The organism is Methylomarinum sp. Ch1-1 (genome assembly GCF_030717995.2).
In the GTDB taxonomy this organism is placed as follows: Bacteria; Pseudomonadota; Gammaproteobacteria; order Methylococcales; family Methylomonadaceae; genus Methylomarinum; species Methylomarinum roseum.
This window is the reverse complement of record NZ_CP157744.1, coordinates 1-21,280: the sequence shown is the minus strand read 5'-3', so window position 1 is coordinate 21,280 and position 21,280 is coordinate 1. Positions and strand designations below refer to the sequence as shown.

Genomic DNA, 21,280 nt, shown 5'->3' with positions numbered 1-21,280 from the left:
TGTAATAGCTCCAATAATTTTTACCTCATTCAATCTTGCCGAAATAGTTGTGATAAGTGTCGACATTGCGTGCCTTCCGCTCATCTAGTTTTTTCTAACCGCTGGGATCGATGTCGGCATCAAGGATGTGGCGGTGACCAGCGACGGGTTTTTCACCGGCGCACCGAGGTACAGCTACCGCTATCACCGCAAGCTCAAGCGAGCCCAGCGTAAGTTGGCCTGCATGCAAAAAGGCTCTAACCATTGGCGCCGACAACGGCTCAAGGTGGCGAGATTGCATGAAAAAATCGCCAATAGTCGCCAGGACTTTTTGCGCAAACGCAGAAAATCTTGGAAACGGAGCGTGAGCGAAGTGAAGATTTTTAGTCCCCGATAGTCGTAGGGCCGGTTGTTTTGTCGGAATCGTAGCGATAGCGAAGGTGGAGACAAAATAAAAGGCTTCCCGACACGGCGTCAAGTCACTTGTGGAAGTGCGACGGAGCCCGCATCGAGTTTACGATGATGTGGCGGAGTGGCACGGACGCAGGACGAATCGGGGCCGCCGAAGGCAATAGTTGCCACGTAATTTTTGCCGCTTGATTGGGCTAGTATGCCCAAAACAAGCTTTTGCAAAAATAGTGGCGCGCTTGCTAACCACCTGGCTGATTCAGAGCTATGACATTAGGGGCTGTTGCCGTTTTGTAACTTACCCTTGAATTTCAATAATTCCGCCTCATAACTTGTTTATTTTGAGCCAAAAACAAGCAAACTATGCCGCGACAAATGTTTACGGATGAACACTGGGGAAAATTGAAGATGATTATGTTGAAAATGGGGATATATGACAAACCCTTTCTTCGGCAAACAACCGAAGGGATTTTTTATCGTTTGCGCGTAGGTTGTCCCTGGCGAGATCTACCCAGTGCCTTTGGTAACTGGAATGCTGTTTATAAACGCTTCAATGAATGGTCTCGTAAAGAAAAACTGATGGGTATTTTTAACGAACTGATAGTTGAGCCTGACTTGGAATGGGAATTTATTGATGGAAGTATTGTGAAAGCTCATCAGCATAGTAGCGGTGCGGCCTATGGGCAAGAATCGGCGATTGGTAAATCTGTTGCGGGTAATACAACCAAAATTCATATGGCTGTTGATGCCTGTGGTCTTCCCATCCACTTTACAGTGACGGGTGGCGAAGTTCATGATTGTAAAGAAGCGCCAACCTTGGTCGCTGAACTGCCTAAAGCTGACTATATCGTTGCTGACAAAGGCTATGACAGTGAACCACTACGTGTTCAGATTCAAGACAAAGGAACTGTTCCTGTCATTCCAAGAAAAAAGAATTCAAACGTAGGGAATGATGATATGGATTGGTGTCTCTACAAATATCGTCACCTCGTTGAAAATGTGTTTGCAAGACTGAAACATTTCAGAGCTATTGCTACACGATATGACAAGCTCAAACGAAATTTTGAAGCTTCTGTGGCCTTGGCTTGCGCTTTTTTATGGTTACCTATGTGAAACGGCAACAGCCCCTAGTGGATTGAAGGGATCAATCTACTAAGGCGTTAAGTGTTTTTTCCAAGTATTATAATATATCAAAAAGATGGTCCGGCATTATTTTCGAAAGCTTCATCAGACTCACCGATTAACGCTCTAGCTTCGATAATCAATTGGCTTAGAGTTGAAACAGCATTATCATTTTCCATTATGAACCCATCCCCTTCTTCATCAAGATCCGGTCGCTCTTCTCCGTCATAATTCATTCTTGCGACGCGCTCTATGAATTTTTTCCCCGTTTCCGACTGCTCGCCTGGATTACCATTATCAGGAGCCTGATATCTCTGGATTACTTGCTCCAATGTCTCCTCAATAATGCCTTGCTGTACTATTGCGGGAAGACCCTTTGTTTTATCGTTTAATACTAACAGCACATTTACCAATTCTGAGAATTTAATGTTTATTATTTGATCTTTCATGAAGCCACCTTTCAATCACTTATCAAGTATTCTATGAATAAATATTGAGTATCTTATGTTAATTAAATGAGTACTCATAAAGTATACATGAAATACTCCTTTGTTACTCATATTTTAATTAGGACATCGACATTTCCGACTCGAAAAACCGGTCTGGATTACAATTAGCTTCACGTTTTAACATTGTCGAAATATGGTTCCTGAGCGCTGGTTCATAGAACTTTCCATGCCCAATGTGTTTATTGGCCATGGCTAGCGCTTCGCAGTTATATTCAGTACGACTTAATTTGATCTCTCCATCCTCTTCATCATAATCGAACAAGAACTTATGACCTCTCATTTCGATCTCAACTTGCTGTTTATCAGAATTGATTGAGGAGAGAAAAACCCTTGGAATGCTGCCAAATTGGCGTAAATAATGGGCTAATCCGGCCATGTTTTCTTTTGTGAAATAAAGGTTTTCATTTTGCTCTGTATCGGCTATCAATCGAATTGCATTATCCTCAATCGTTATGCCAAAACCTTTTTCAAGAGACATTTGTTCAAGCGCTTCATTAATTGTTGGATAGTGAATCTGATTCCACTTGTCCACCTCTTCCTGGGTAATTGGGGTCGGATCATTAATCGGCACAAAATAAGCATGCGCGAAATCAACCGAGTGGCTGAGAACTTTTTCTCGTATCTCATTCACCGCCTCAATGAATTGAGCGTCTGGTTTTTCAGCAGCATGGATAAGGACCTCATTCACACGATTCCATAACCCTCTCATCTTAAAAACAGAGTCTTCAATTGGAAGATTGATATATGCGTTTTCCACGTCATTCGCTTCATCCTTGATGAGTCGAAGTGCTTTACGCATTGATACAATTTTTCCGTTGTATTGCGTCGTGTTAATGGCCAGGTTTTTGTTTATAAAATCACCTATGCGACCCAAAAATGTTTTTCCTTTATCTTGCCCTTCTTTTGCGGGCTCCATGTAATTTATATAATCCAGGTCCGAATCATAGCGACAGGAAATGGCATTAGAATTTTTTTGATGCTTTCCTGACGCAATGAATACAGAGTTTTCAATGTTAGCTTCAACAAACCTCTTAAAAAAGCCTTTGTCGTTTTCCGAATCTAAGGCGTTCAAAAAGTGTTGTGCCACCTCTCTCTCATTGCTTTCGCCTTTAACTCCGAATAACACATCATGATCATCAATCTCGTAATAAGCCCCAATTTCGTTTTGATTTATTTCTGGTTCCGCAGGAAGTACGATCAAACGTGGTTCGACTGAGAAATTATTAATGAAGTCCTGAAGACTTAATTCAGTATTGGACCCATTAAGGGTGTTTTCAATTCCTATCATCCCTTCAGATTCATCATAACGATAGACAATTTCGTTTTGGTCTCCGTCGTCCATACCATATTTGACAAATAACCAACCGTCATTTTCCAAAAAGAAATTTCCACTCATCCCTCTATTATAAGATGAGCCGGCGGCCTTAATGAAACAATCTGCAATCACATCTGGCTCCCACACATGATCACTGGCGAGCGCTACATTACTTTGCTTAAAATAAATGACCGATTTACTCATTTTAATCACCTGATAAATTTTATTTATTTGGTATGCTATATAGTTATTATTTATTTTTCAAACAACTAAGTTCTCTTTGCGGCCTCACTGATTTAAAAAGGCATCAAATTCATCCTCTTTTGATTGAAGCTTATTCTTCAGCTCATTATCTGGTCGCACATTCCAATTTGATCCAAGTTGAACCTTGCATTTGGCCTTATTATTTTGGTATTCAACAACCACTGGGCAGTTGCCGCCTATATGAGGCTCCAGCAAGTCCTTTAACTCTGTAATCAATTGATTCATTCTGTTGTTGGTATGCCAGCGTACCACTAATGATTTCGTTATCTGGAGACGAACTTCCTCTAAGTCAGAGATTTGATTGGCAATAGCACGGGGCCGGCCAGAATAGTCATCCAGACTGAGCTCGCTATTGAACACCAATACATTTCCCTCTACTAACTGATCCATATAATGATCATAGGTGTGACCAAAACACGTTATCTCAGCCCGCCCGGTCTTGTCGTCGATCGTTACAAACGCCATTGTTTGCCCCCCTCGTGTTTGTTTAGTCCTGATCTCCATCACCTGGCCAGCAAGCACAACCTTTTTCTTGTCGTTTTTTAACGATTGAGCTTCTTCCAACAACTCGCCTAACGGCAAATCTCTCGCTTGATCGATTTCAGCCAAGAATTGATCAATAGGATGCCCTGTGAGATATAGGCCAAGAACACTTTTCTCTTGATTCAGACGGACTCTATGCTCCCATGGTTTAACATTGTTAATATAGCCCGGCTTTTCTTCGAATTCATTCTCAGGCCTAACAGAAAAACCAAACATATCGTTTTGTCCTGAATTGACAATTTTCCTATGTTGCTCAGCAAGTTTAAGCGCGTTGGGAATTTCCTCAAAATGTGCCGCTCTATTGGAATCAAATACATCTAGAGCACCTGCTCTGCAAAGCGCTTCCATTACGCGTTTATTAACTTTTCGGGTATCAACACGCTTTACCAAATCATATAAGTCCTTGAAATCACCACCGCTCATGCGTTGCGCCAGCAATTCTTCCACTGCGGCCTCCCCCACACCTTTCAAGGCGCCAATCCCATAAACAATTTCCCCATAATTGTTTACGCTGAACATGATTTCCGATAAATTGATATTTGGCGGCACTACCTTTAATTGCATCCTATGGCATTCTTCCAATGTAAATACAACCTTATCGGTATTATCCATATCGGACGATAAAACCGCCGCCATAAATTCTGCCGGGTAATGCTTTTTTAACCAGGCTGTTTGATAGGCGATCAATGCATAAGCTGCCGAGTGACTTTTGTTGAAACCGTAACCTGCAAACTTTTCCATTAAGTCAAAGGTGTGTGTTGCGATATCATCAGGGATCCCGTTTTTGATAGCGCCTTCTGTAAACACGGTGCGTTGTTTAGCCATTTCCTCCGGCTTTTTCTTTCCCATTGCTCGACGTAGCAGATCGGCGCCACCAAGTGTGTAACCTGCCATTTTTCGAGCAATTTCCATAACCTGCTCTTGATATAAAATTACGCCATTTGTTGGTTTTAGGATTGGCTCAAGCAATGGATGGGAGTATTCTGCCTTTGCTCCATGCTTTACCCGAATGTAGTCGTCGACCATGCCGGCTTCAAGCGGCCCAGGCCTGAATAATGCAACCAAAGCGATAATATCATCAAAACAATCCGGCTTTAGCTTTTTGATAAGCTCCTTCATGCCTCGCGATTCCAGCTGAAAGACCGCGGTCGTTTCTGCATTCTGTAACAGCTGAAAAACCGATTCATCATCTTTTGGAATAACCGAAATATCAACCGGTTGTTCCTTCTTTTTTTCCTGCTTATTGTTAATCGTTTGCAAGGCCCAATCGATTATCGTTAGTGTCCGCAAGCCTAAAAAATCAAACTTCACTAGGCCAACTGCCTCAATATCATCTTTGTCGTATTGAGTAACCAAATTGTTGCCTTCATCATCGCAATACAATGGGGCAAAATCGGTCAATTTGGTTGGCGCAATGACCACGCCTCCGGCATGTTTCCCAGCATTTCGCACGGTACCTTCCAAAGCCATCGCCATGTCTATCAAAGTTTTAACTTCGTTTTCGTTCTGATAACGCTTTCCTAATTCATCGCTTTCCTTGAGAGCTCGTTCTAGTGTTATCCCTACCTCAAACGGGATCAATTTGGCTATTTGATCAACAAAACTGTAATTCAATCCCTGAACCCGGCCAACGTCACGGATTACAGCTTTAGCGGCCATCGATCCATAAGTAATGATTTGAGACACTTTCTCCCGGCCATAGTGCTGAGCCACATAATCGATTACCTCGTCACGCCTCTCCATACAGAAATCAACATCAAAATCAGGCATGGAGACCCGTTCTGGATTCAAAAACCGCTCGAATAGCAAATCAAATTCAATCGGATCCAGATCAGTAATTTTTAATGAATAAGCGACCAATGACCCAGCACCTGAACCCCTACCGGGACCCACTGGGATATGATTATTTTTTGCCCACAGAATGAAGTCTGCCACAATCATAAAATAACCTGGGAAACCCATTTGATTAATGACATCAAGCTCCATCTGGAGTCGTTCTTCATAAACACGGGTATTCTCCTCGATCGTGCCCTGCCCTATCGGCGGATGCAGACGCAACCGATCAGCCAAGCCCTTTCGCGCTTCATTTTCAAAATGTTCGGATAATGAGACTCCTTTAGGTACCGGAAAGTCAGGTAAGAAGTTTTTCCCTAATGTGACATCTAAGGTGCATCGGCGAGCGATCTCAACAGTATTTTCAATTGCTGATGGGATATCGGCGAACAACTCCACCATTTCATCTGCAGTTCGAAGATATTGTTGTGACGTGTAATTATTTTCTCGATAAGGATTTGACAGCACATCCTTTTGATTGATACAAACCCTGGCTTCGTGGTTCTCAAAATCTGTTTTGTTTAAGAATCTGACATCATTCGTTGCAACAACTGGCAAATTATAATTTTGTGCCACTTTGCAAGCTTGATCAATGTAATGCTCTTCCCCTGGTTTTCCAATGCGTTGCAGCTCCAAATAAAATCGGTCCGGAAACAAATCAGTCCATCTAGCAATTAATTGATCAACCGATGCTTCATCTTTTTTTGCTAACGCTCTTGCTATTTCTCCATCCATAGCGCCAGATAAAGCAATCAAATGATCCGTTTGGCCTTCTAGCCACTCTTTACGAATCATGGGTAATCCATTAATTTGGTTTTCTTGATAGGCTTTAGATAATAACTCTGAGAGCTTAATATAACCCTCATTGTTTTGCGCCAGCAGTGTAATTCGATAAGGAGCATCTCGATTATTTTCATCAAAGATAAAAACGTCCGAGCCTATAACGGGCTTAATTCCTTCATTCATAGCCAACCTGTAAAACTTAACTAATGAGAACAGGTTGTTGTGCTCAGTTAGCGCAATGGCTTGCATCCCCGTTTCGGACGCTCTTTTGATCAGCGGCTTAATTTTAATTAAACCATCCACCATCGAATAGTCGGTATGTAGGCGTAAATGAACGAATTGACTAGACATGCAACACTCCAAATTATTTATTTTATATAGATTACCAAATTATAATACTTTCGAGCAATTACAGCCTTGCTTTTGATTTGCAAGGTATGCCAAAAATAAATAATAATTAGAAATGTTGTAAGTTTGGTTTTATAAATGGATATTTCTGAGCGAAGTGAACAGTTTAGTGGGGGGTAATACAGAAGTCGTTTCAGTAAATGAAAAAGGTCATCGAATTAGCCCTTTTCATGGAGTAACCCACGCCTTTGCAACACTTGGAGTTGCGGCCTCATTAGCTGAAAAAGCTTGGAAACGGAGCGTGAGCGAAGTGAAGATTTTTAGTCCCCGATAGCGTAGGGCCGGTTGTTTTGTCGGAATCGTAGCAATAGCGAAGGTGGAGACAAAATAAAAGGCTTCCCGACACGGCGCCAAGTCATTTGTGGAAGTGCGACGGAGCCCGCATCGAGTTTACAATGATGTGGCGGAGTGGCACGGACGCAGGACGAATCGGGGCCGCCGAAGGCAATAGTTGCCACGTAATTTTTGCCGCTTGATTGGGCTAGTGTGCCCAAAACAAGCTTTTGCAAAAATAGTGGCGCGCTTGAGCGATGGGAGTGAGCACACCCAAAATATCGCAGACAGCAAAAACCAATGACAAGACTGTATTTTCGCTAATCCCTAGAAGTGAAGCGGTTTATCTAAAATTATTGGACTCAAAAATTAGAATCGCTAGTGAATATTCAATTCATATTGGCACCCCCCCTTAATTCAAGGCCGTGAATCACTGATCCAAAACATCATTCAGCAAGCCATCGGCTTTGGGGACATTTTTACCAAAGTGCCGAATCATGAACCGGAGAACTCCAAGGCGATCAAGGCCGGATTTGTCTTGAAGGTGATCAAGTACGGATAATTCATAGTCATTAAGTCGCATGTTGACCGGGAAATATCGCGTTGCACTTGGGCGTAAATCAATTTCATTCCCTGCGTGCCTTGGTACACCTTTTATCTTTTTACCGGGAACAGGATCTGCCGCGGCTGCGATCTGCTTTTCTTTTTCGCTTAACTCAGGCGTTTTTTTGTCGGCTGTTTTTATTCGTTTTAATGCCACGATAAAACCTCTTGTGTGAGTTTCTTAATTTCGCGATTAGCCGATGCGCCACTTGAGCCCGTTCTGCGCATTTCTGTTACCGCCCTGCCCTCTGCTAACGAATTCTGATAAATCATTCTGTGTTTGATAACCGAGTTCATTAATGAAACATCCGGAAAATCGGTAAAAATATCTTGAGCCTCTTTAAAATCCGTCGCACGAAAATTGGTCGAAGTTTGTGTTAGCAACGCGTGGGCTTCTAATGATGGATTCACATCCCTAATTTCTTCCAGGACCCCTTGTACATGTTCGAGCGTTAGCAAATCAAATTGAGTGGCCCTAAATGGTAGTATCACTGCGTCAGCGGCAAACATTCCTGTTCGCATTTCCCTTGAGTCTCGGCCGGCAGTATCGATAATGACATAGTCATACAGCTCGCTCATTTCAATTGCCGTACCTTTGATGTTGTCAAACTTTTGAATGCATCTAATAGGCATCAACGTGCTATCTTCTTCACGATAATCCGCCCAATGAGTCGCCGAACTTTGTCTGTCGGCATCAATTAATATTGCTTTTTTCCCCATGTTGACAAGCTGCGCAACCAAATTGATCGCTACTGTGGTTTTGCCGGTTCCACCCTTTTGTCCGCCGATAAGAAATATCACTGTTACCTCACATAACTCAAATACTCTATGAATATGGATTGGGTACTCATTATATATGATATACACATCCAATTGTTTACCTGCCGCTTCATAATAGCACCTAGCCCTGAAGCTGTTAACATATGTTGAGTATTTCTATAGTTTAGCTTGAGTCTTCATAGAGTACTAACCGAACATTCAATGAGTACTTATTGAATACTCATTGAATATGCAGTATTATATGCATACTCAATGAGTACTTATTTTATCCTCAGCTTAATCTGTTCGGAAGAGCAATAACATGACAACAACGACTGATCATTTAAACGATGCCTTGGATGAAAGTCGCCCGGATTCTAAAATAAATACTCTAATCAAACAGGTTGAATACTCAATATGTACCCATTCTCCCTAAATGGTAAGCCTATAACTTATTAAGTAGGTGAACAGGTAAATATTTGACTTGCAATTTCTTCCCAATCAAGTCCGAATCGAACTTTATTTTTCGGATCAAGGTCAATCATAAACATGCAATCCCATGCTTTCTGCAAGTTTTCTGATAAGGGAGATTCAGGAAGTTTAGCCAAACGTTTTTCTATTTCTTCATCTGAGAAACTGGTTTTATTGCGCAGTCGTTGTCGTAGTTTCTCCAGCTTCATTTGGCGTTCAGCAGGTCTTCTTGCTCTTATTAAATGCTCTACTAGAGATTCATAAGCAAGTATCGCGAATGGCTCAATATAAAAGTTAGCAGAAATCATTTCTCTCGAAGCGCTTTCTACAATATCGGAAAGCATTAGATCATCATCTCTAAAACATCGATAGAATTCTTGCATTCCATGCAAAAGATCGCTTTCATTAACTTCTTCGTCGGAGCCAACTAAAGCAACGGCTGGGGCTCGCGGTCCTTTTGTTAATACTTGGACTGCAGCAAGTCCTAGGCATGCCGCCACGACAAAAATCAAGTTACATTTTGTTGCTTCATTTAAATCCTGAAGCGGTTTTGTGAGTTCTTCCCATGCGATGAACTCCTCTATGCTTTTGCTTGATGGCATTATACCTATCGGGCCACCGTGAGCCTCAATGTGAAGCACTGGAATAAATCCCGTTTGTTGAGCCTTATAAGCCGCTCGCTTAATAGAGCGTAAGACTTCTGCTTTTGTATCGCATCTATTGTAGATCGACCATCCCTGTCGTTGCTTTCCCATCCAACAATGCAATTCATAGCCAGTCCTTCTCTCTTCAGGAGATAACCATTCAATAATCCAAACATTCGTGGATTGTACGGTTGCAGAGTATGGAGGCTTTGGCAGGCTGTCAATCAAGGCTTGCTCTTGCGGAGTTAAATCTAAGAAAAAATTCATTAATAAATTTTGGGTTCCCGGAATGGTCGAGGAAATTCTATCATGAAAGGAAGTTGACATTTATTGCAAAAACGGAATGGATAGTGGAATGCGCCATGCTATAATTTATACACAAAACGGAATGGAGCGTGGAATATGGCAAAATCAATCGAACCCAATATTGCAGACCTGGCGAACGGATGGCTTAAATCTTACGAACTGGATTACAAGTTAGAGCAAGAATCGTTAAATGCTGAAATTGACAAAGCCCTGTCTGATTACTTTACCAAAAACGGCGGCTCAGGTGCCAATCGCCCCGATGCAAAGCTCTTATTGCAAGACAAAAATCTGGATTACTTTCCTATACTTATTGAGTACAAAGGCTACAAAGATAAGCTTGTCAAACTCGATGCGGCCGGAAAGGTCGAAAACAGAACGGCTAAAAACGAATCTCATTTTAAAAACATCAATTCATTTGCTGTTAATGGCGCAGTGCATTACGCCAATGCCTTGCTACACCACACCAGTTATACCGACATTATTGCCATTGGGATGACGGGCTATAAAGATGAGTCTAACACTATCCAGCACGAGATCGGCGTTTATTACGTTTCAAAATCCAATTTTGGCGTCGGTCAAAAAGTCGGCGATTTTACCGATTTTTCTTTTTTGTCACCGACACATTTTGATGCGTTTATAGAGCAGGTTAAAACCTTAACTCTGTCGCAAGCAGAACTCGACAAACTCAAAGAACAACGCGAAAAAGAAATCGATGCGAGCCTGGTAAGGCTGAATAACGATATTTATCAGAATGAAAAAGGCTTAGGGGAAAACGACCGCGTTTATCTGGTTGCCGCCTCGATAATTGCGACACTAGGAGTTCCTGGCAAGGTCGCTCCGCTTGAAAAAGCGGATTTAAAGTCCTCAACCGAGGAAGGTAATACGGATGGCGATATTATCGTCCGCAAGATAAAAGCCTTTTTGAATGAAAAGGACATCCCGAAAGAAAAGCGCGATTTAATTCTTAGAACACTTCAGAACACGCTGACCACCACTAATATTAACAAAGTCACCCATGGCGAAAGCCAGTTAAAACGGGTTTTTGTCAAAGTCGTTGATGATTTGGGCATCTACTACAAAATCGGCTTGACCACCGACTTTACCGGCAAGCTCTTCAATGAAATGTATGGCTGGCTGGGCTTTTCCCAGGACAAACTCAATGATGTCGTGCTCACGCCATCCTATATCGCCACCCTTTTGGCAAAGCTGGCTCGGGTCAATAAAGATTCCTATGTCTGGGACTTTGCCACAGGTTCCGCTGGCCTGCTCGTTGCTGCAATGAACGAAATGTTGAACGATGCTAAAAACAGCATTGCTTCGCCTGAAGATCTTGCCCAAAAAGAGGCGAAGATAAAAGCTGAACAGTTGCTCGGCCTAGAGGTATTATCCAGCGTGTATATGCTAGCCATTCTCAATATGATCTTAATGGGTGATGGCAGCTCCAACATTCTAAACAAGGACTCTTTACAGGATTTTGACGGCAAGTATGACTTTGGCAAAGCGAATGCAAAGTTTCCGGCCGATGCCTTTATACTCAATCCACCCTATTCCGCCCAGGGTAACGGCATGAATTTTGTCAAAAAAGCACTTAAACTAATGGATAAAGGCTATGCCGCCATTATTATTCAAGGCTCTGCAGGCTCAGGCAAGGCGAAAACCATCAACCAGAAAATTCTGAAGAAAAATACGCTATTGGCCAGCATTAAAATGCCGATAGACCTGTTTATTGGCAAATCCAGCGTACAAACACATATCTATGTGTTTAAGGTCAATGAAGCGCACCATCCAGATGAAAGGGTTAAATTTATCGACTTTTCAAACGATGGCTACACGCGCACTAACCGGAAAAAAGCCAGTAACAACCTCAAAGATACCGATCGAGCGAAAGCGCGATATGAAGAGCTGGTTAGCCTGGTGCGCTTTGGTAAATCCAAGCTCAACATTTTTACCGAATCAGAATATTACGAAAACACCATTGATCCGAACAATGGCGCCGACTGGAATCAGTCCATCCCTATCGATACCAAACCGACCTTGCAGGATTTCAAAAAAACGGTGGGTGATTATTTGGCCTGGGAAGTTTCCAACCTGCTCAAACGACAAGCGGGTGAAGGTGAAAAGTCGGGAAAGTAGAATCCCCACTTAACGAAAAACTAAAAAATGTTGAGTGGGGTGAATTCAGCTACCAAACGATCTTCAATAACATTGCTCAAGGCAGAAGACTTAAAAAAGACGACCAGCTTCCCGGAGAGATTCCGTTTGTCATGGCGGGGACTACCAATACGGGAGTCGTTAATTACATTTCAAACCCTGTAGCAAGTTTCCCCAAAAACTCAATTACCATTGATATTTTTGGCAATACGTTTTATCGGGATTATGCGTTCGGCGCTGGCGATGATACTGGGGTGTATTGGAGTGATGAGGAAAATTATTCAAAAGAAGCGATGCTGTTTTTCTCAATATCCATGCAAAAATCTTTATCGGGGAAATTTTCTTATGGAAATAAATTGAGAAGTTCACAAAGCTTGGATTTCACGATGAAGCTTCCCATTAACAATGGCGGAATTGACTTTGATTTCATGGAAAGTTTTATAGCGGAGCTGGAAGCAGAGCGTTTAGAGGAGCTGGAAGCCTATCTGTCTGTGGCTGGTCTCAAAGACACCACATTAACCCCTGATGAACAACAGGCTTTGAATGATTTTGAAAACGGGAAATTCAGTTGGGGTGAATTCAGCTACCAAACAATCTTCAATAACATTGCTCAAGGCAGAAGACTTAAAAAAGACGACCAGCTTCCCGGAGAGATTCCGTTTGTCATGGCGGGGACTACCAATACGGGAGTCGTTAATTACATTTCAAACCCTGTAGCAAGTTTTCCTAACAATTCGATAACGATAGATATTTTTGGAAATGCTTTTTACCGGAATTATAGTTTTGGTGCTGGAGACGATACAGGGGTTTATTGGAGCGACCAAAAAAATTATTCAAAAGAAGCAATGCTATTTTTTACGACATCAATGGAGAAATCCTTGTTCGGAAAATTCTCTTATGGAAAGAAACTGAGAAGCTCGCAAAGTTTGGCTTTTACAATGAAGCTCCCCGCTCAAAACAAAAAGCCAGCGTTAGTTTCAATGGAAACCTTTATTTCCGCAATACAAAAAATGGTGATCAAAGGTGTTGTGGAGTATGCGGATAAAAAGATGGCCGCAACGAAATACGTTGTTCAAAACTAGGAAGCCATCATGCATGATCTTCTTAACCTGTCAAACTTTAGCGTTTTGATGGCATCGGATCATGAGCGTTTTTTAGAAATCGGCGTTGAAAATAAACTGAAACCTCAAGCCTGCCCGTACTGCCTGTTTCAGAAACTCTACTCGCACGATAAAACCGAGCAAATGTTTTTTGATACGCCCATGCAGGGTAAACCATTAGTTCTAAAAATCCAGCGGTTACGTTATAAGTGTCGTTCTTGTGGTAAAACTTTTCGTGAGCCACTGCCGGATATTGACGATAAACGGTTAATGACCGCTCGGCTCAAAGACTACATCCAGAAACGCGCTATGCGTGATACATTTGCCGTGGTTGCACGGGAAACCGGCCTGGACGAAAAAACAATTCGCCATGTATTTGATGATTATGCTCGCCACATGGCGGAAACGATGCCGTTTCAAACCCCTAGGGTTTTAGGTATTGATGAATTGAAATTAGTGGGCAATTACCGCTGCATTCTGACCAATATCGAAAAGAATTCTGTATTTGATCTTTTACCGTCAAGAAAGAAATCGGATGTTTCCCTGTATTTTAAGAACATCAAAGCACCTGACACCATTGAAATCGTTGTGATGGATATGTGGGAACCTTATCGGGATTCCGTTTATTCTGAGTTACCTGGGCGCCTAGTTGTCATCGATAAACTTCATGTGGTCAGGATGGCGAACGAGGCCATTGAAAAGGCAAGAAAAGCGATACGGTTGACGTTGGACAAAAAAGATCGATTGAAACTGAAAAATGAGCGGTTTGTCTTGTTAAAACGTCAACGGGATTTGTCCAACGAAGAAGCGGAAAAACTTGAGTATTGGTCGAATTTATTCCCGGAAATAGGGGCTATTTATAAAACCAAGGAAGCTTTTTTTGATATTTTTGATCAAGATTGTGATTCAAAAACAGCGAAAGGGGCGTTGCTGGCCTGGGAGCCCAATATCCCGGTTGAATCTAAGGCGCATTTTGAACCGCTTATAACAACTCTGTATAACTGGTTTCCGGAGATCCTTAACGGTTTTGATTATCAAGTCACCAATGCTTATACTGAGTCCATCAATCGATTAGCAAGAGATATACAACGTATGGGAAGAGGATATAGTTTAGATGTGGTGCGAGCAAAAATGCTCTATGACAAAGAAGCCAATCAACCGGCCAAAACAGCGATTCGCAAAAAGAAACGGGGCAAAGACAAAGCGGATGACGTTTTTACTAGAACAAATCGAGTAATGGAGTCTACTCAACAAGCTGTTCGACATAAGACCATTATAGAAGAAAAAACAATCTACTTTGGGCCGCACATTCCCACGTTATGCGACCTCTTTGAACAAGGGCATTTCGACTGATTTCCACAAATCACAATAAATTTTTATTGGTGGATTCCTCGGGCTATTCCGGATACCCACTTGAGTAAAGCGATTCGCTCAATCCTCTCAGTCTCTCACTCAAGTGTCTGCATCCTTCATTGCGACCAGACAGGAACCTTTGGGTTAAGCTGTATGTAAAATTTCTCACCCACTATTTATACCTGGATTAAAATAGCGCATGGACCAAATGATTTCTAACCTCGGCCCGCATAGCTACGGGTATTTTGACATCCGCTTTTTGCGTTTGTAGAAACACCAGGTAACGCTCCTCCGTTAGTTTTGGCCAACGCATAGTTTGAGATTTATTCTTGAAGTCCGGGTCATTAAATAACTGGGACAAACTATCCATAATTGCTTCGTCCTCATGCTCCTCAATAATTTTGTGAAGAATCTCTTTTTGTGAAGATTCTGCCTTCTTATGAGATTGTGTTGGCATAACCGGCTTTGTACTCGGCGCTCTTTGTAACATGCTGTCAGCATAATCTTTTTTAACTGCATTAACATAATAGCCGCCAGTAATGGGCTCACCGCCTTCCATCTCACGACGCTGCTTAATGTCATCTACATATTGAATATTTTCAACAATCTGTCGAACTGGATAGTTTTTTATAAGCTGAATGACCTTGCTATTACGTTCACCAAGACGCTCTTCCAACATTAAAAATGCATTTGTAATCTCAGGTGTGATTTCCATATCATCAAGCTGATGCAATGAAACAACCCTTTCTTCACCTGGTTTCAAAGAAATATTGAAGACTAACCCAGAAACTCGCTTACTTTCTTTAATCGTCTTGCTGAGTTCAACATTCAGCTCAGTGTATTCATTTATTTCCTTCAAGCTCGGTTTGATGACTGCTCGATTGAAGACTTTATATTCTTCGTAGCTTGGGGGGAGCACGAAAAAGTCCTTTAGCCGATTAAGGTTTAACGTATAACTTCCACTACCGCTGCTTTTAATCAATTCAGAAAAAATTTCGTACAACGGCAAAGAATACTTGGTATTAAAGTTATTCTGAACAGAAATATTTATGTAAGCGTAAATCGATGGGTTTTTGAGTAACTCGTTAAGCTGTGGCGGAAATGAATAGCGAATGTGATTCGTATTAGAAAAAGCAATATCTGCTAAAAGCCTTGTAAAACCACGCCACTTTTCTTGGTTCTTCCGATCATTTCCGAAGGCATTGAAGGTTACCGGGATTTCAGCCAATTCCGTTAATAGCTTGATAAAGTGTTTTCGATTATTAGATGTGTATCCGAGCTCCTCAAGCATTAGCTTAAGACTCATCTCATAGATATCGCCTTGAGCAAAGCCGTTTTTTTGTGCGTAAGCCAACAAGATATTGTAAGCCTGGCGATGCCTCAAGTTTAGTTTGCCTTTGACGTAAATTGCCGCGCTATGTTTGGCAAACTTCTCTGGCATTTGCCATTCAGTGTTTTTTATCAAATTCATTAAGAATCGGTATCAGAGTCTATATAAAGGAGTCTATTCAGTCACCTAACATGCTAGTACTTATAATTTAATACTACAAGGCGAAACAGTCAAAAGATTTTACATAGACTCATCAAGACAGCAAATAGCATAAAGTGATTAATTCTAAGTGATTGAAATCAATTGACTTAGCTACAATAAGTCATAGCTATCTTTATCCTGTTTAATTTCTTGAGTGGTAAGAAATATAATTTTTTTCACTTAACATTTCCTCCTCTTTTACTAACGAACCAGCGAGTATGCTTATCAATTCTTTTCACCTTTGGGCGCCAAATCGCATATCATCAGTTGCTTTCCAGTGCAGGTTTTATCAATTTCTTTCACCTTAAATACAAAAGCGCCATCGGATCACGCCATTTCAGGCCCGATCTTTTATCAATTCTTTTCACCTTTGGGCGCCAAATCGCATATCACCAGTTGCTTTCCAGTGCAGGTTTTATCAATTTCTTTCACCTTAAATACAAAAGCGCCATCGGATCACGCCATTTCATGCCCGATCTTTTATCAATTCTTTTCACCTTTGGGCGCCAAATCGCATACCACCAGTTGCTTCCCAGTGCAGGTTTTATCAATTTCTTTCACCTCAAATACAAAGCACCTTCGGTGTGCGCCTTATGATCCAGAGAAATCAATTGTTTTCACCCCTGTAACAAATGTTTTCACCGGTGCATCATTTTTTTACACTTTTCGTATCAATTTTTTTCACGTTTAACAATTTTTTTCACGTTTGACTTATCAATTTTTTTCACCTTTATCAATTTCTTTCACCTTAAGTCATAAAAAATACTTATAAATCAGCTACATACACCGTTCTTTAAATATATATTATTCTTTAAAAAATATTTATTATTTATATTGTTTGTCTATTTGATTGTGATTAACGCATTAAAGCGGTCCTCATAAGTAGTTCAGTTAAATTCTGATCAAGCCAACTTTCGTCTAACCGTCATTGTAGTTACATTCGCAGAAAATCTTGGAAACGGAGCGTGAGCGAAGTGAAGATTTTTAGTCCCCGATAGCCGTAGGGCCGGTTGTTTTGTCGGAATCGTAGCGATAGCGAAGGTGGAGACAAAATAAAAGGCTTCCCGACACGGCGTCAAGTCATTTGTGGGAGTGCGACGGAGCCCGCATCGAGTTTACGATGATGTGGCGGAGTGGCACGGACGCAGGACGAATCGGGGCCGCCGAAGGCAATAGTTGCCACGTAATTTTTGCCGCTTGATTGGGCTGGGATACCCAAAACAAGCTTTCGCAAAAATAGTGGTGCGTTTGGCCTTTTCGACTTGAAAAATAACGCTAAAAAAAGATGTAATTTAATGCGTCATTTTTTATCACCTCCAAAAAGTTGTTTGTTTCAATACGCAATTTGATTGATGAATTTTAGTAACTCTTACAAATCCATCTTACAATGATCTATTATTATAATTATTGACTTTTAAAATTTAATATTACAAAATTGATACACAAGCTTCATTTCTACTTCAAGACTTTTCTCTATGTCACAGAAAAAACACGCAAGAACACTAACTATTGCCAACAATAAAGGCGGGACAGGCAAAAGCTTTACTACCATGCTTCTTGCTGACTATGCTGCCCGACAAAAGATGAAAGTATTGGTTATTGATCTTGATCCACAAACCAACCTTTCCCGACGTTTTGTCGAAATGGATTACATCAATACTGATAAAACTTATGAATTTGTGCCCCCTATCCATCCTGAGTGGGATCCAAATGATTCTGAATGGACCTCAGGACGAAGTTCCGCGGCCGACATATGGATTAGTGACTTTCCCGTGGTCTATCCAACAAAGCGACACGAATCCATCGAAATATTACCAGGTCATTCAGCTGACTTACAGAAAGTCGAGATGGTTACGCAATCAGATGTATTTACCAAAGTCCTAAACCGACTTTATAAGTTTGTTCGTCTCGAAGGTGTTATTGACGCCTATGATCTAATCTTAATTGATACTCGTCCTTCAAAGGGCCCTTTGACTTCGGCTGCACTTTTCTCTTCTTCTAATGTTGTTATCCCGTCTGAAATGGAGGTCCCCAGTATTGAAGGATTGCTCAGTATGTTTGGCTTAGTACAGTCATTAAATGGATCTCGTCCAAAAAATGATCAGCTGAAGATATCCGGGATATTGCCAAATAAATTTAGGAAGCAAACAATTATACATAAAGAGCATCTTCACGAGCTTTCTCGCGATCCTAAGCTGAAGTCTTATATCTTGCCGTATTATCTGTCTGATCGGGTCGGTTATAAAGAAAGTATGATCGTTGAAGCTGATTCTATTTTTGATTTACCTCCTAAAAATCCATTACGACTTGAAGCAACCAAAGTGTGTAAAGAGATTTTTAAGCGCGTTTTTGGATAAGCAAATGGCTGCAAAAAAACTTCGAATCAAAGACGACAACATTTTTGGAATGATCAGTGACGAGGCTTCGCGTACCCAGCCGGGCGGCGAAGGTTCTCTAATGTATATTTCGGTCGATTCTGTAGTCCTTGATCAACATAATGCCCGTTTCATCGGAAAAGTCAGTGTTAACGAGATCATAGCGCATGCACGCAATGAAATTGACCTTGAAAAATCTTCTGACTCAGAAAAAGCACAATTTTTTATCAGTATCAAAGAGCTGGCTGCATCGATCAAGGATGACGGCCTTTACCATCCTATCATTGTTTTTGTTAATGATGACGACAAGTATGAAGTTCGTGCTGGTGAACGACGTTATCTTGCTCATTTATTACTTCAAGAAACTCAAATTCGTGCATTTGTCAGACCAAGACAATCCGATCAATTCAAAGATAGAGCGACTTCCTTAATTGAAAATTTACAAAGAGAAGAACTGTCTCCAGGTGAAATTATTAAAGCTATACATGATCTTGACGAGTTTCATCAAAAGATTCATGAAACCCCTATTACAGCTGAAAAACTTGAAAAAACGATTAAAAAATCACGTCGTACTTGTTTTTTATATCTTCAAATCGCCAGAGCCGATAAAGAGATCTATCAAGCTGTTATCAATAATCAAGTTAGCTTAGCTCAGGCTCGTGAAGCAGTTATTAGCGGGTTTCTCCCAGAATTAGCTTCCAAGCAGTCTGAGCCTTCTGAGGATGAGGAAACGGTCTCTGCTGAGCCAGTACCAGAGTCTAAGCGTAACAGTCCCAAAAAAGCCTCAATTTTTCTTGGCCGAATGAAGGTTAACCAATTTTCGGCGATTAAAAAAATCATGGAAACGGTTAATCAGTCTATGGACTTGGAATTGCCATCAGATCTTGATTGGACTAATCCAGCAGAGGTTGAGCAAGCTTGGCATAATATGATTAAACTGTTATCCAAATGAAAAAGCGTATTGATACATCTTCCTTAGACGGTGTAATTGAACTTCCTGAGCCACCACAAAAAAAGGATTGCACGCGTGTTACATTTAAGTTGCCGAAAGCGTCAACCAAGGCAATGCAAGAACAAATGATACTCAATGATTATGGCTTTCGTGAAAAAACGAAATGGATTATCGAAGCCTTGGAATTATTTCTAGATAATGAGCGAACTCCGTATCGTAAGCAAATGATTATTGATTGCGAAGGCCTTCGTAACAAAGATTCTCAACATACCATCTTATTGCCCAATGATTTATGGCGTCGCGCATGGCATGAATCAATTAGTGCAGCCTTATTCGGAGCAAATCATGAACCTCCGGACTATATCGATCCATCTGTACCACTTGTTATCATGGCCGCTGTTATTAGACGCATAACTGTTGAGAGGCTTGAATTTTGTACGTTTTCGGACAGCGCAACATAGCAATTATGTACTCACCGAGTACTCAATGAATACACTTGCTGGTATCAACATTTCGACGTCCGGGGGAAGAACCTATCCCTTCCCTGGTCACAACCGCGTCCTTGATGTTGACATCGATCCTCATCGCCCTATTGGTTTTTTCTAGCGACTGGATTGCCGGAATCTAGTTATCATGGATGATGACTTACACAACTGAATATGTAGTCAATTGCTTACACTATATGTTGTATTATACATACATTAAATAACCTCAACTCATCCAAATTAGAGGGTTGTTTTAAATAAATTGGTGTCCATTTTTAATGGAATTAATGAGTGTAATCATTACACTCGCCTGGCTAATTATGCCGTTTGTCGAAATTTAAGGGCGGCATCCTCGCTAGTGTAATCATTACACTTATTTATCAAAGAGTATTGCTCGATAAATTTCATTTGGTAATTTACCCCCCCCCCGATCTAACCATTACACTCATCGATTGATACACTCTGCAAGTAGCAAATATATGGTTGCAGAAGCTAGTCAGTGTAATGATTACACTGACCGACAAAAGCTTTCTGGTTTAAGAATTTGATCGATCAATAAACGGGAGTGTAACCATTACACTGACGGTCTGAAGGTACAGAATCGCAATTTTTTAATGAGTGTAATCATTACACTCATCGATTGATACACTCTGATGGTTTCAGCCGTTAGTCAGTGTAATGATTACACTGACCGACAAAAGCTTTCTGGTTTAAGAATTTGATCGATCAATAAACGGGAGTGTAACCATTACACTGACGGTCTGAAGGCGCAAAATGCTTGGCAAAATAGGAATTAGGATCGCAGTTTTTCAATGAGTGTAATCATTACACTCATCGATTGATACACTCTGCGAATAGAAGCTATATGGTTTCAGCCGTTAGTCAGTGTAATGATTACACTCAGCTATAAAGGCTTTACCTTAGGAATTCGATCGACCAATAGACGCGAGTGTAACCATTACACTGACGGTCTGAAGGTACAGAATCGCAATTTTTTAATGAGTGTAATCATTACACTCATCGATTGATACACTCTGATGGTTTCAGCCGTTAGTCAGTGTAATGATTACACTGACCGACAAAAGCTTTCTGGTTTAAGAATTTGATCGACCA

16 protein-coding genes are annotated in these 21,280 nt (G+C 41.1%); 9 read left to right on the top strand and 7 right to left on the bottom strand.

Features of this window, described 5'->3' with window-relative positions; all coding sequences use genetic code 11:
• Positions 1-106: 106 nt before the first annotated feature.
• Both Q9L42_RS21580 and Q9L42_RS20200 read left to right on the top strand, forming a co-directional pair.
• On the top strand, positions 107-376 hold the full coding sequence (locus Q9L42_RS21580) for a transposase (RefSeq protein ID WP_305910594.1): 270 nt from the start codon (positions 107-109) through the stop codon (positions 374-376).
• A gap of 374 nt (positions 377-750) precedes the next feature.
• Positions 751-1,500, top strand: coding sequence for an IS5 family transposase (locus Q9L42_RS20200; RefSeq protein ID WP_305906342.1), 750 nt, complete (start codon positions 751-753; stop codon positions 1,498-1,500).
• A gap of 77 nt (positions 1,501-1,577) precedes the next feature.
• Here Q9L42_RS20200 and Q9L42_RS20195 read toward each other — a convergent pair whose 3' ends face one another.
• The 6 genes from Q9L42_RS20195 to Q9L42_RS20170 all read right to left on the bottom strand — a co-directional run bounded on the left by Q9L42_RS20195 (position 1,578) and on the right by Q9L42_RS20170 (position 10,181).
• A complete protein-coding gene (locus tag Q9L42_RS20195; RefSeq protein WP_305910481.1) occupies positions 1,578-1,958 on the bottom strand; it encodes a hypothetical protein in 381 nt (126 codons plus the stop codon).
• A gap of 118 nt (positions 1,959-2,076) precedes the next feature.
• On the bottom strand, positions 2,077-3,537 hold the full coding sequence (locus Q9L42_RS20190; protein ID WP_305910480.1) for a hypothetical protein: 1,461 nt from the start codon (positions 3,535-3,537) through the stop codon (positions 2,077-2,079).
• A gap of 84 nt (positions 3,538-3,621) precedes the next feature.
• Positions 3,622-7,107 carry a DNA polymerase III subunit alpha gene (gene dnaE / locus Q9L42_RS20185; protein WP_349432779.1) on the bottom strand — a complete coding sequence of 1,162 codons (3,486 nt, stop codon included), beginning with the start codon at positions 7,105-7,107 and terminating at the stop codon, positions 3,622-3,624.
• 760 nt (positions 7,108-7,867) lie between these two features.
• Positions 7,868-8,197, bottom strand: a complete 330-nt coding sequence (locus Q9L42_RS20180; protein WP_305910478.1) for a hypothetical protein — start codon at positions 8,195-8,197, stop codon at positions 7,868-7,870.
• Positions 8,188-8,841 (bottom strand): AAA family ATPase, encoded by a 654-nt coding sequence (locus tag Q9L42_RS20175; protein WP_349432778.1) that lies wholly within the window; start codon positions 8,839-8,841, stop codon positions 8,188-8,190. The genes Q9L42_RS20180 and Q9L42_RS20175 overlap by 10 nt, the downstream gene beginning before the upstream one ends.
• Positions 8,842-9,254: 413 nt before the next feature.
• Positions 9,255-10,181, bottom strand: a complete 927-nt coding sequence (locus tag Q9L42_RS20170) for a hypothetical protein (RefSeq protein ID WP_305910477.1) — start codon at positions 10,179-10,181, stop codon at positions 9,255-9,257.
• A 135-nt stretch (positions 10,182-10,316) separates the two neighbouring features.
• Here Q9L42_RS20170 and Q9L42_RS20165 point away from each other — a divergent pair, with 135 nt between their 5' ends.
• Genes Q9L42_RS20165 through Q9L42_RS20155 form a run of 3 tightly spaced genes read left to right on the top strand, consistent with a single transcriptional unit; the run spans position 10,317 to position 14,824 of the window.
• Complete coding sequence (locus tag Q9L42_RS20165; RefSeq protein ID WP_305910476.1) at positions 10,317-12,353, top strand: HsdM family class I SAM-dependent methyltransferase; 2,037 nt, start codon at positions 10,317-10,319, stop codon at positions 12,351-12,353.
• A 59-nt stretch (positions 12,354-12,412) separates the two neighbouring features.
• The gene (locus Q9L42_RS20160; protein ID WP_349432867.1) at positions 12,413-13,453 is read left to right on the top strand and encodes a restriction endonuclease subunit S; all 1,041 of its coding nucleotides are present in this window, start codon (positions 12,413-12,415) and stop codon (positions 13,451-13,453) included.
• Between the two features lie 9 nt (positions 13,454-13,462).
• Positions 13,463-14,824, top strand: coding sequence for an ISL3 family transposase (locus tag Q9L42_RS20155; RefSeq protein ID WP_305910475.1), 1,362 nt, complete (start codon positions 13,463-13,465; stop codon positions 14,822-14,824).
• A gap of 187 nt (positions 14,825-15,011) precedes the next feature.
• Here Q9L42_RS20155 and Q9L42_RS20150 read toward each other — a convergent pair whose 3' ends face one another.
• Positions 15,012-16,295: a replication initiation protein gene (locus Q9L42_RS20150; protein WP_349432777.1), complete on the bottom strand. Its 1,284-nt coding sequence runs from the start codon at positions 16,293-16,295 to the stop codon at positions 15,012-15,014.
• A 210-nt stretch (positions 16,296-16,505) separates the two neighbouring features.
• Between Q9L42_RS20150 and Q9L42_RS20145 the strand changes: the two genes are divergently transcribed.
• The 4 genes from Q9L42_RS20145 to Q9L42_RS20130 all read left to right on the top strand — a co-directional run bounded on the left by Q9L42_RS20145 (position 16,506) and on the right by Q9L42_RS20130 (position 20,143).
• Positions 16,506-16,952 (top strand): hypothetical protein, encoded by a 447-nt coding sequence (locus Q9L42_RS20145; protein WP_305910473.1) that lies wholly within the window; start codon positions 16,506-16,508, stop codon positions 16,950-16,952.
• A gap of 878 nt (positions 16,953-17,830) precedes the next feature.
• Positions 17,831-18,712: a ParA family protein gene (locus Q9L42_RS20140; RefSeq protein ID WP_305910472.1), complete on the top strand. Its 882-nt coding sequence runs from the start codon at positions 17,831-17,833 to the stop codon at positions 18,710-18,712.
• Between the two features lie 4 nt (positions 18,713-18,716).
• The gene (locus Q9L42_RS20135; protein ID WP_305910471.1) at positions 18,717-19,682 is read left to right on the top strand and encodes a ParB/RepB/Spo0J family partition protein; all 966 of its coding nucleotides are present in this window, start codon (positions 18,717-18,719) and stop codon (positions 19,680-19,682) included.
• Positions 19,679-20,143: a hypothetical protein gene (locus tag Q9L42_RS20130; RefSeq protein WP_305910470.1), complete on the top strand. Its 465-nt coding sequence runs from the start codon at positions 19,679-19,681 to the stop codon at positions 20,141-20,143. The genes Q9L42_RS20135 and Q9L42_RS20130 overlap by 4 nt, the downstream gene beginning before the upstream one ends.
• Positions 20,144-21,280: the final 1,137 nt, after the last annotated feature.

What these genes read in the sequence shown, in the direction of transcription:
- Q9L42_RS20155 (WP_305910475.1), top strand. Translation starts at nt 13,463, where the DNA reads ATGCATGATCTTCTTAACCTGTCAAACTTTAGCGTTTTGATGGCATCG.
- Q9L42_RS20135 (WP_305910471.1), top strand. Translation starts at nt 18,717, where the DNA reads ATGGCTGCAAAAAAACTTCGAATCAAAGACGACAACATTTTTGGAATG.
- Q9L42_RS20200 (WP_305906342.1), top strand. Translation starts at nt 751, where the DNA reads ATGCCGCGACAAATGTTTACGGATGAACACTGGGGAAAATTGAAGATG.
- Q9L42_RS20130 (WP_305910470.1), top strand. Translation starts at nt 19,679, where the DNA reads ATGAAAAAGCGTATTGATACATCTTCCTTAGACGGTGTAATTGAACTT.
- Q9L42_RS20195 (WP_305910481.1), bottom strand. Translation starts at nt 1,958, where the DNA reads ATGAAAGATCAAATAATAAACATTAAATTCTCAGAATTGGTAAATGTG.
- Q9L42_RS20150 (WP_349432777.1), bottom strand. Translation starts at nt 16,295, where the DNA reads ATGAATTTGATAAAAAACACTGAATGGCAAATGCCAGAGAAGTTTGCC.
- Q9L42_RS20165 (WP_305910476.1), top strand. Translation starts at nt 10,317, where the DNA reads ATGGCAAAATCAATCGAACCCAATATTGCAGACCTGGCGAACGGATGG.
- Q9L42_RS20140 (WP_305910472.1), top strand. Translation starts at nt 17,831, where the DNA reads ATGTCACAGAAAAAACACGCAAGAACACTAACTATTGCCAACAATAAA.
- Q9L42_RS20170 (WP_305910477.1), bottom strand. Translation starts at nt 10,181, where the DNA reads ATGAATTTTTTCTTAGATTTAACTCCGCAAGAGCAAGCCTTGATTGAC.
- Q9L42_RS20190 (WP_305910480.1), bottom strand. Translation starts at nt 3,537, where the DNA reads ATGAGTAAATCGGTCATTTATTTTAAGCAAAGTAATGTAGCGCTCGCC.
- dnaE (WP_349432779.1), bottom strand. Translation starts at nt 7,107, where the DNA reads ATGTCTAGTCAATTCGTTCATTTACGCCTACATACCGACTATTCGATG.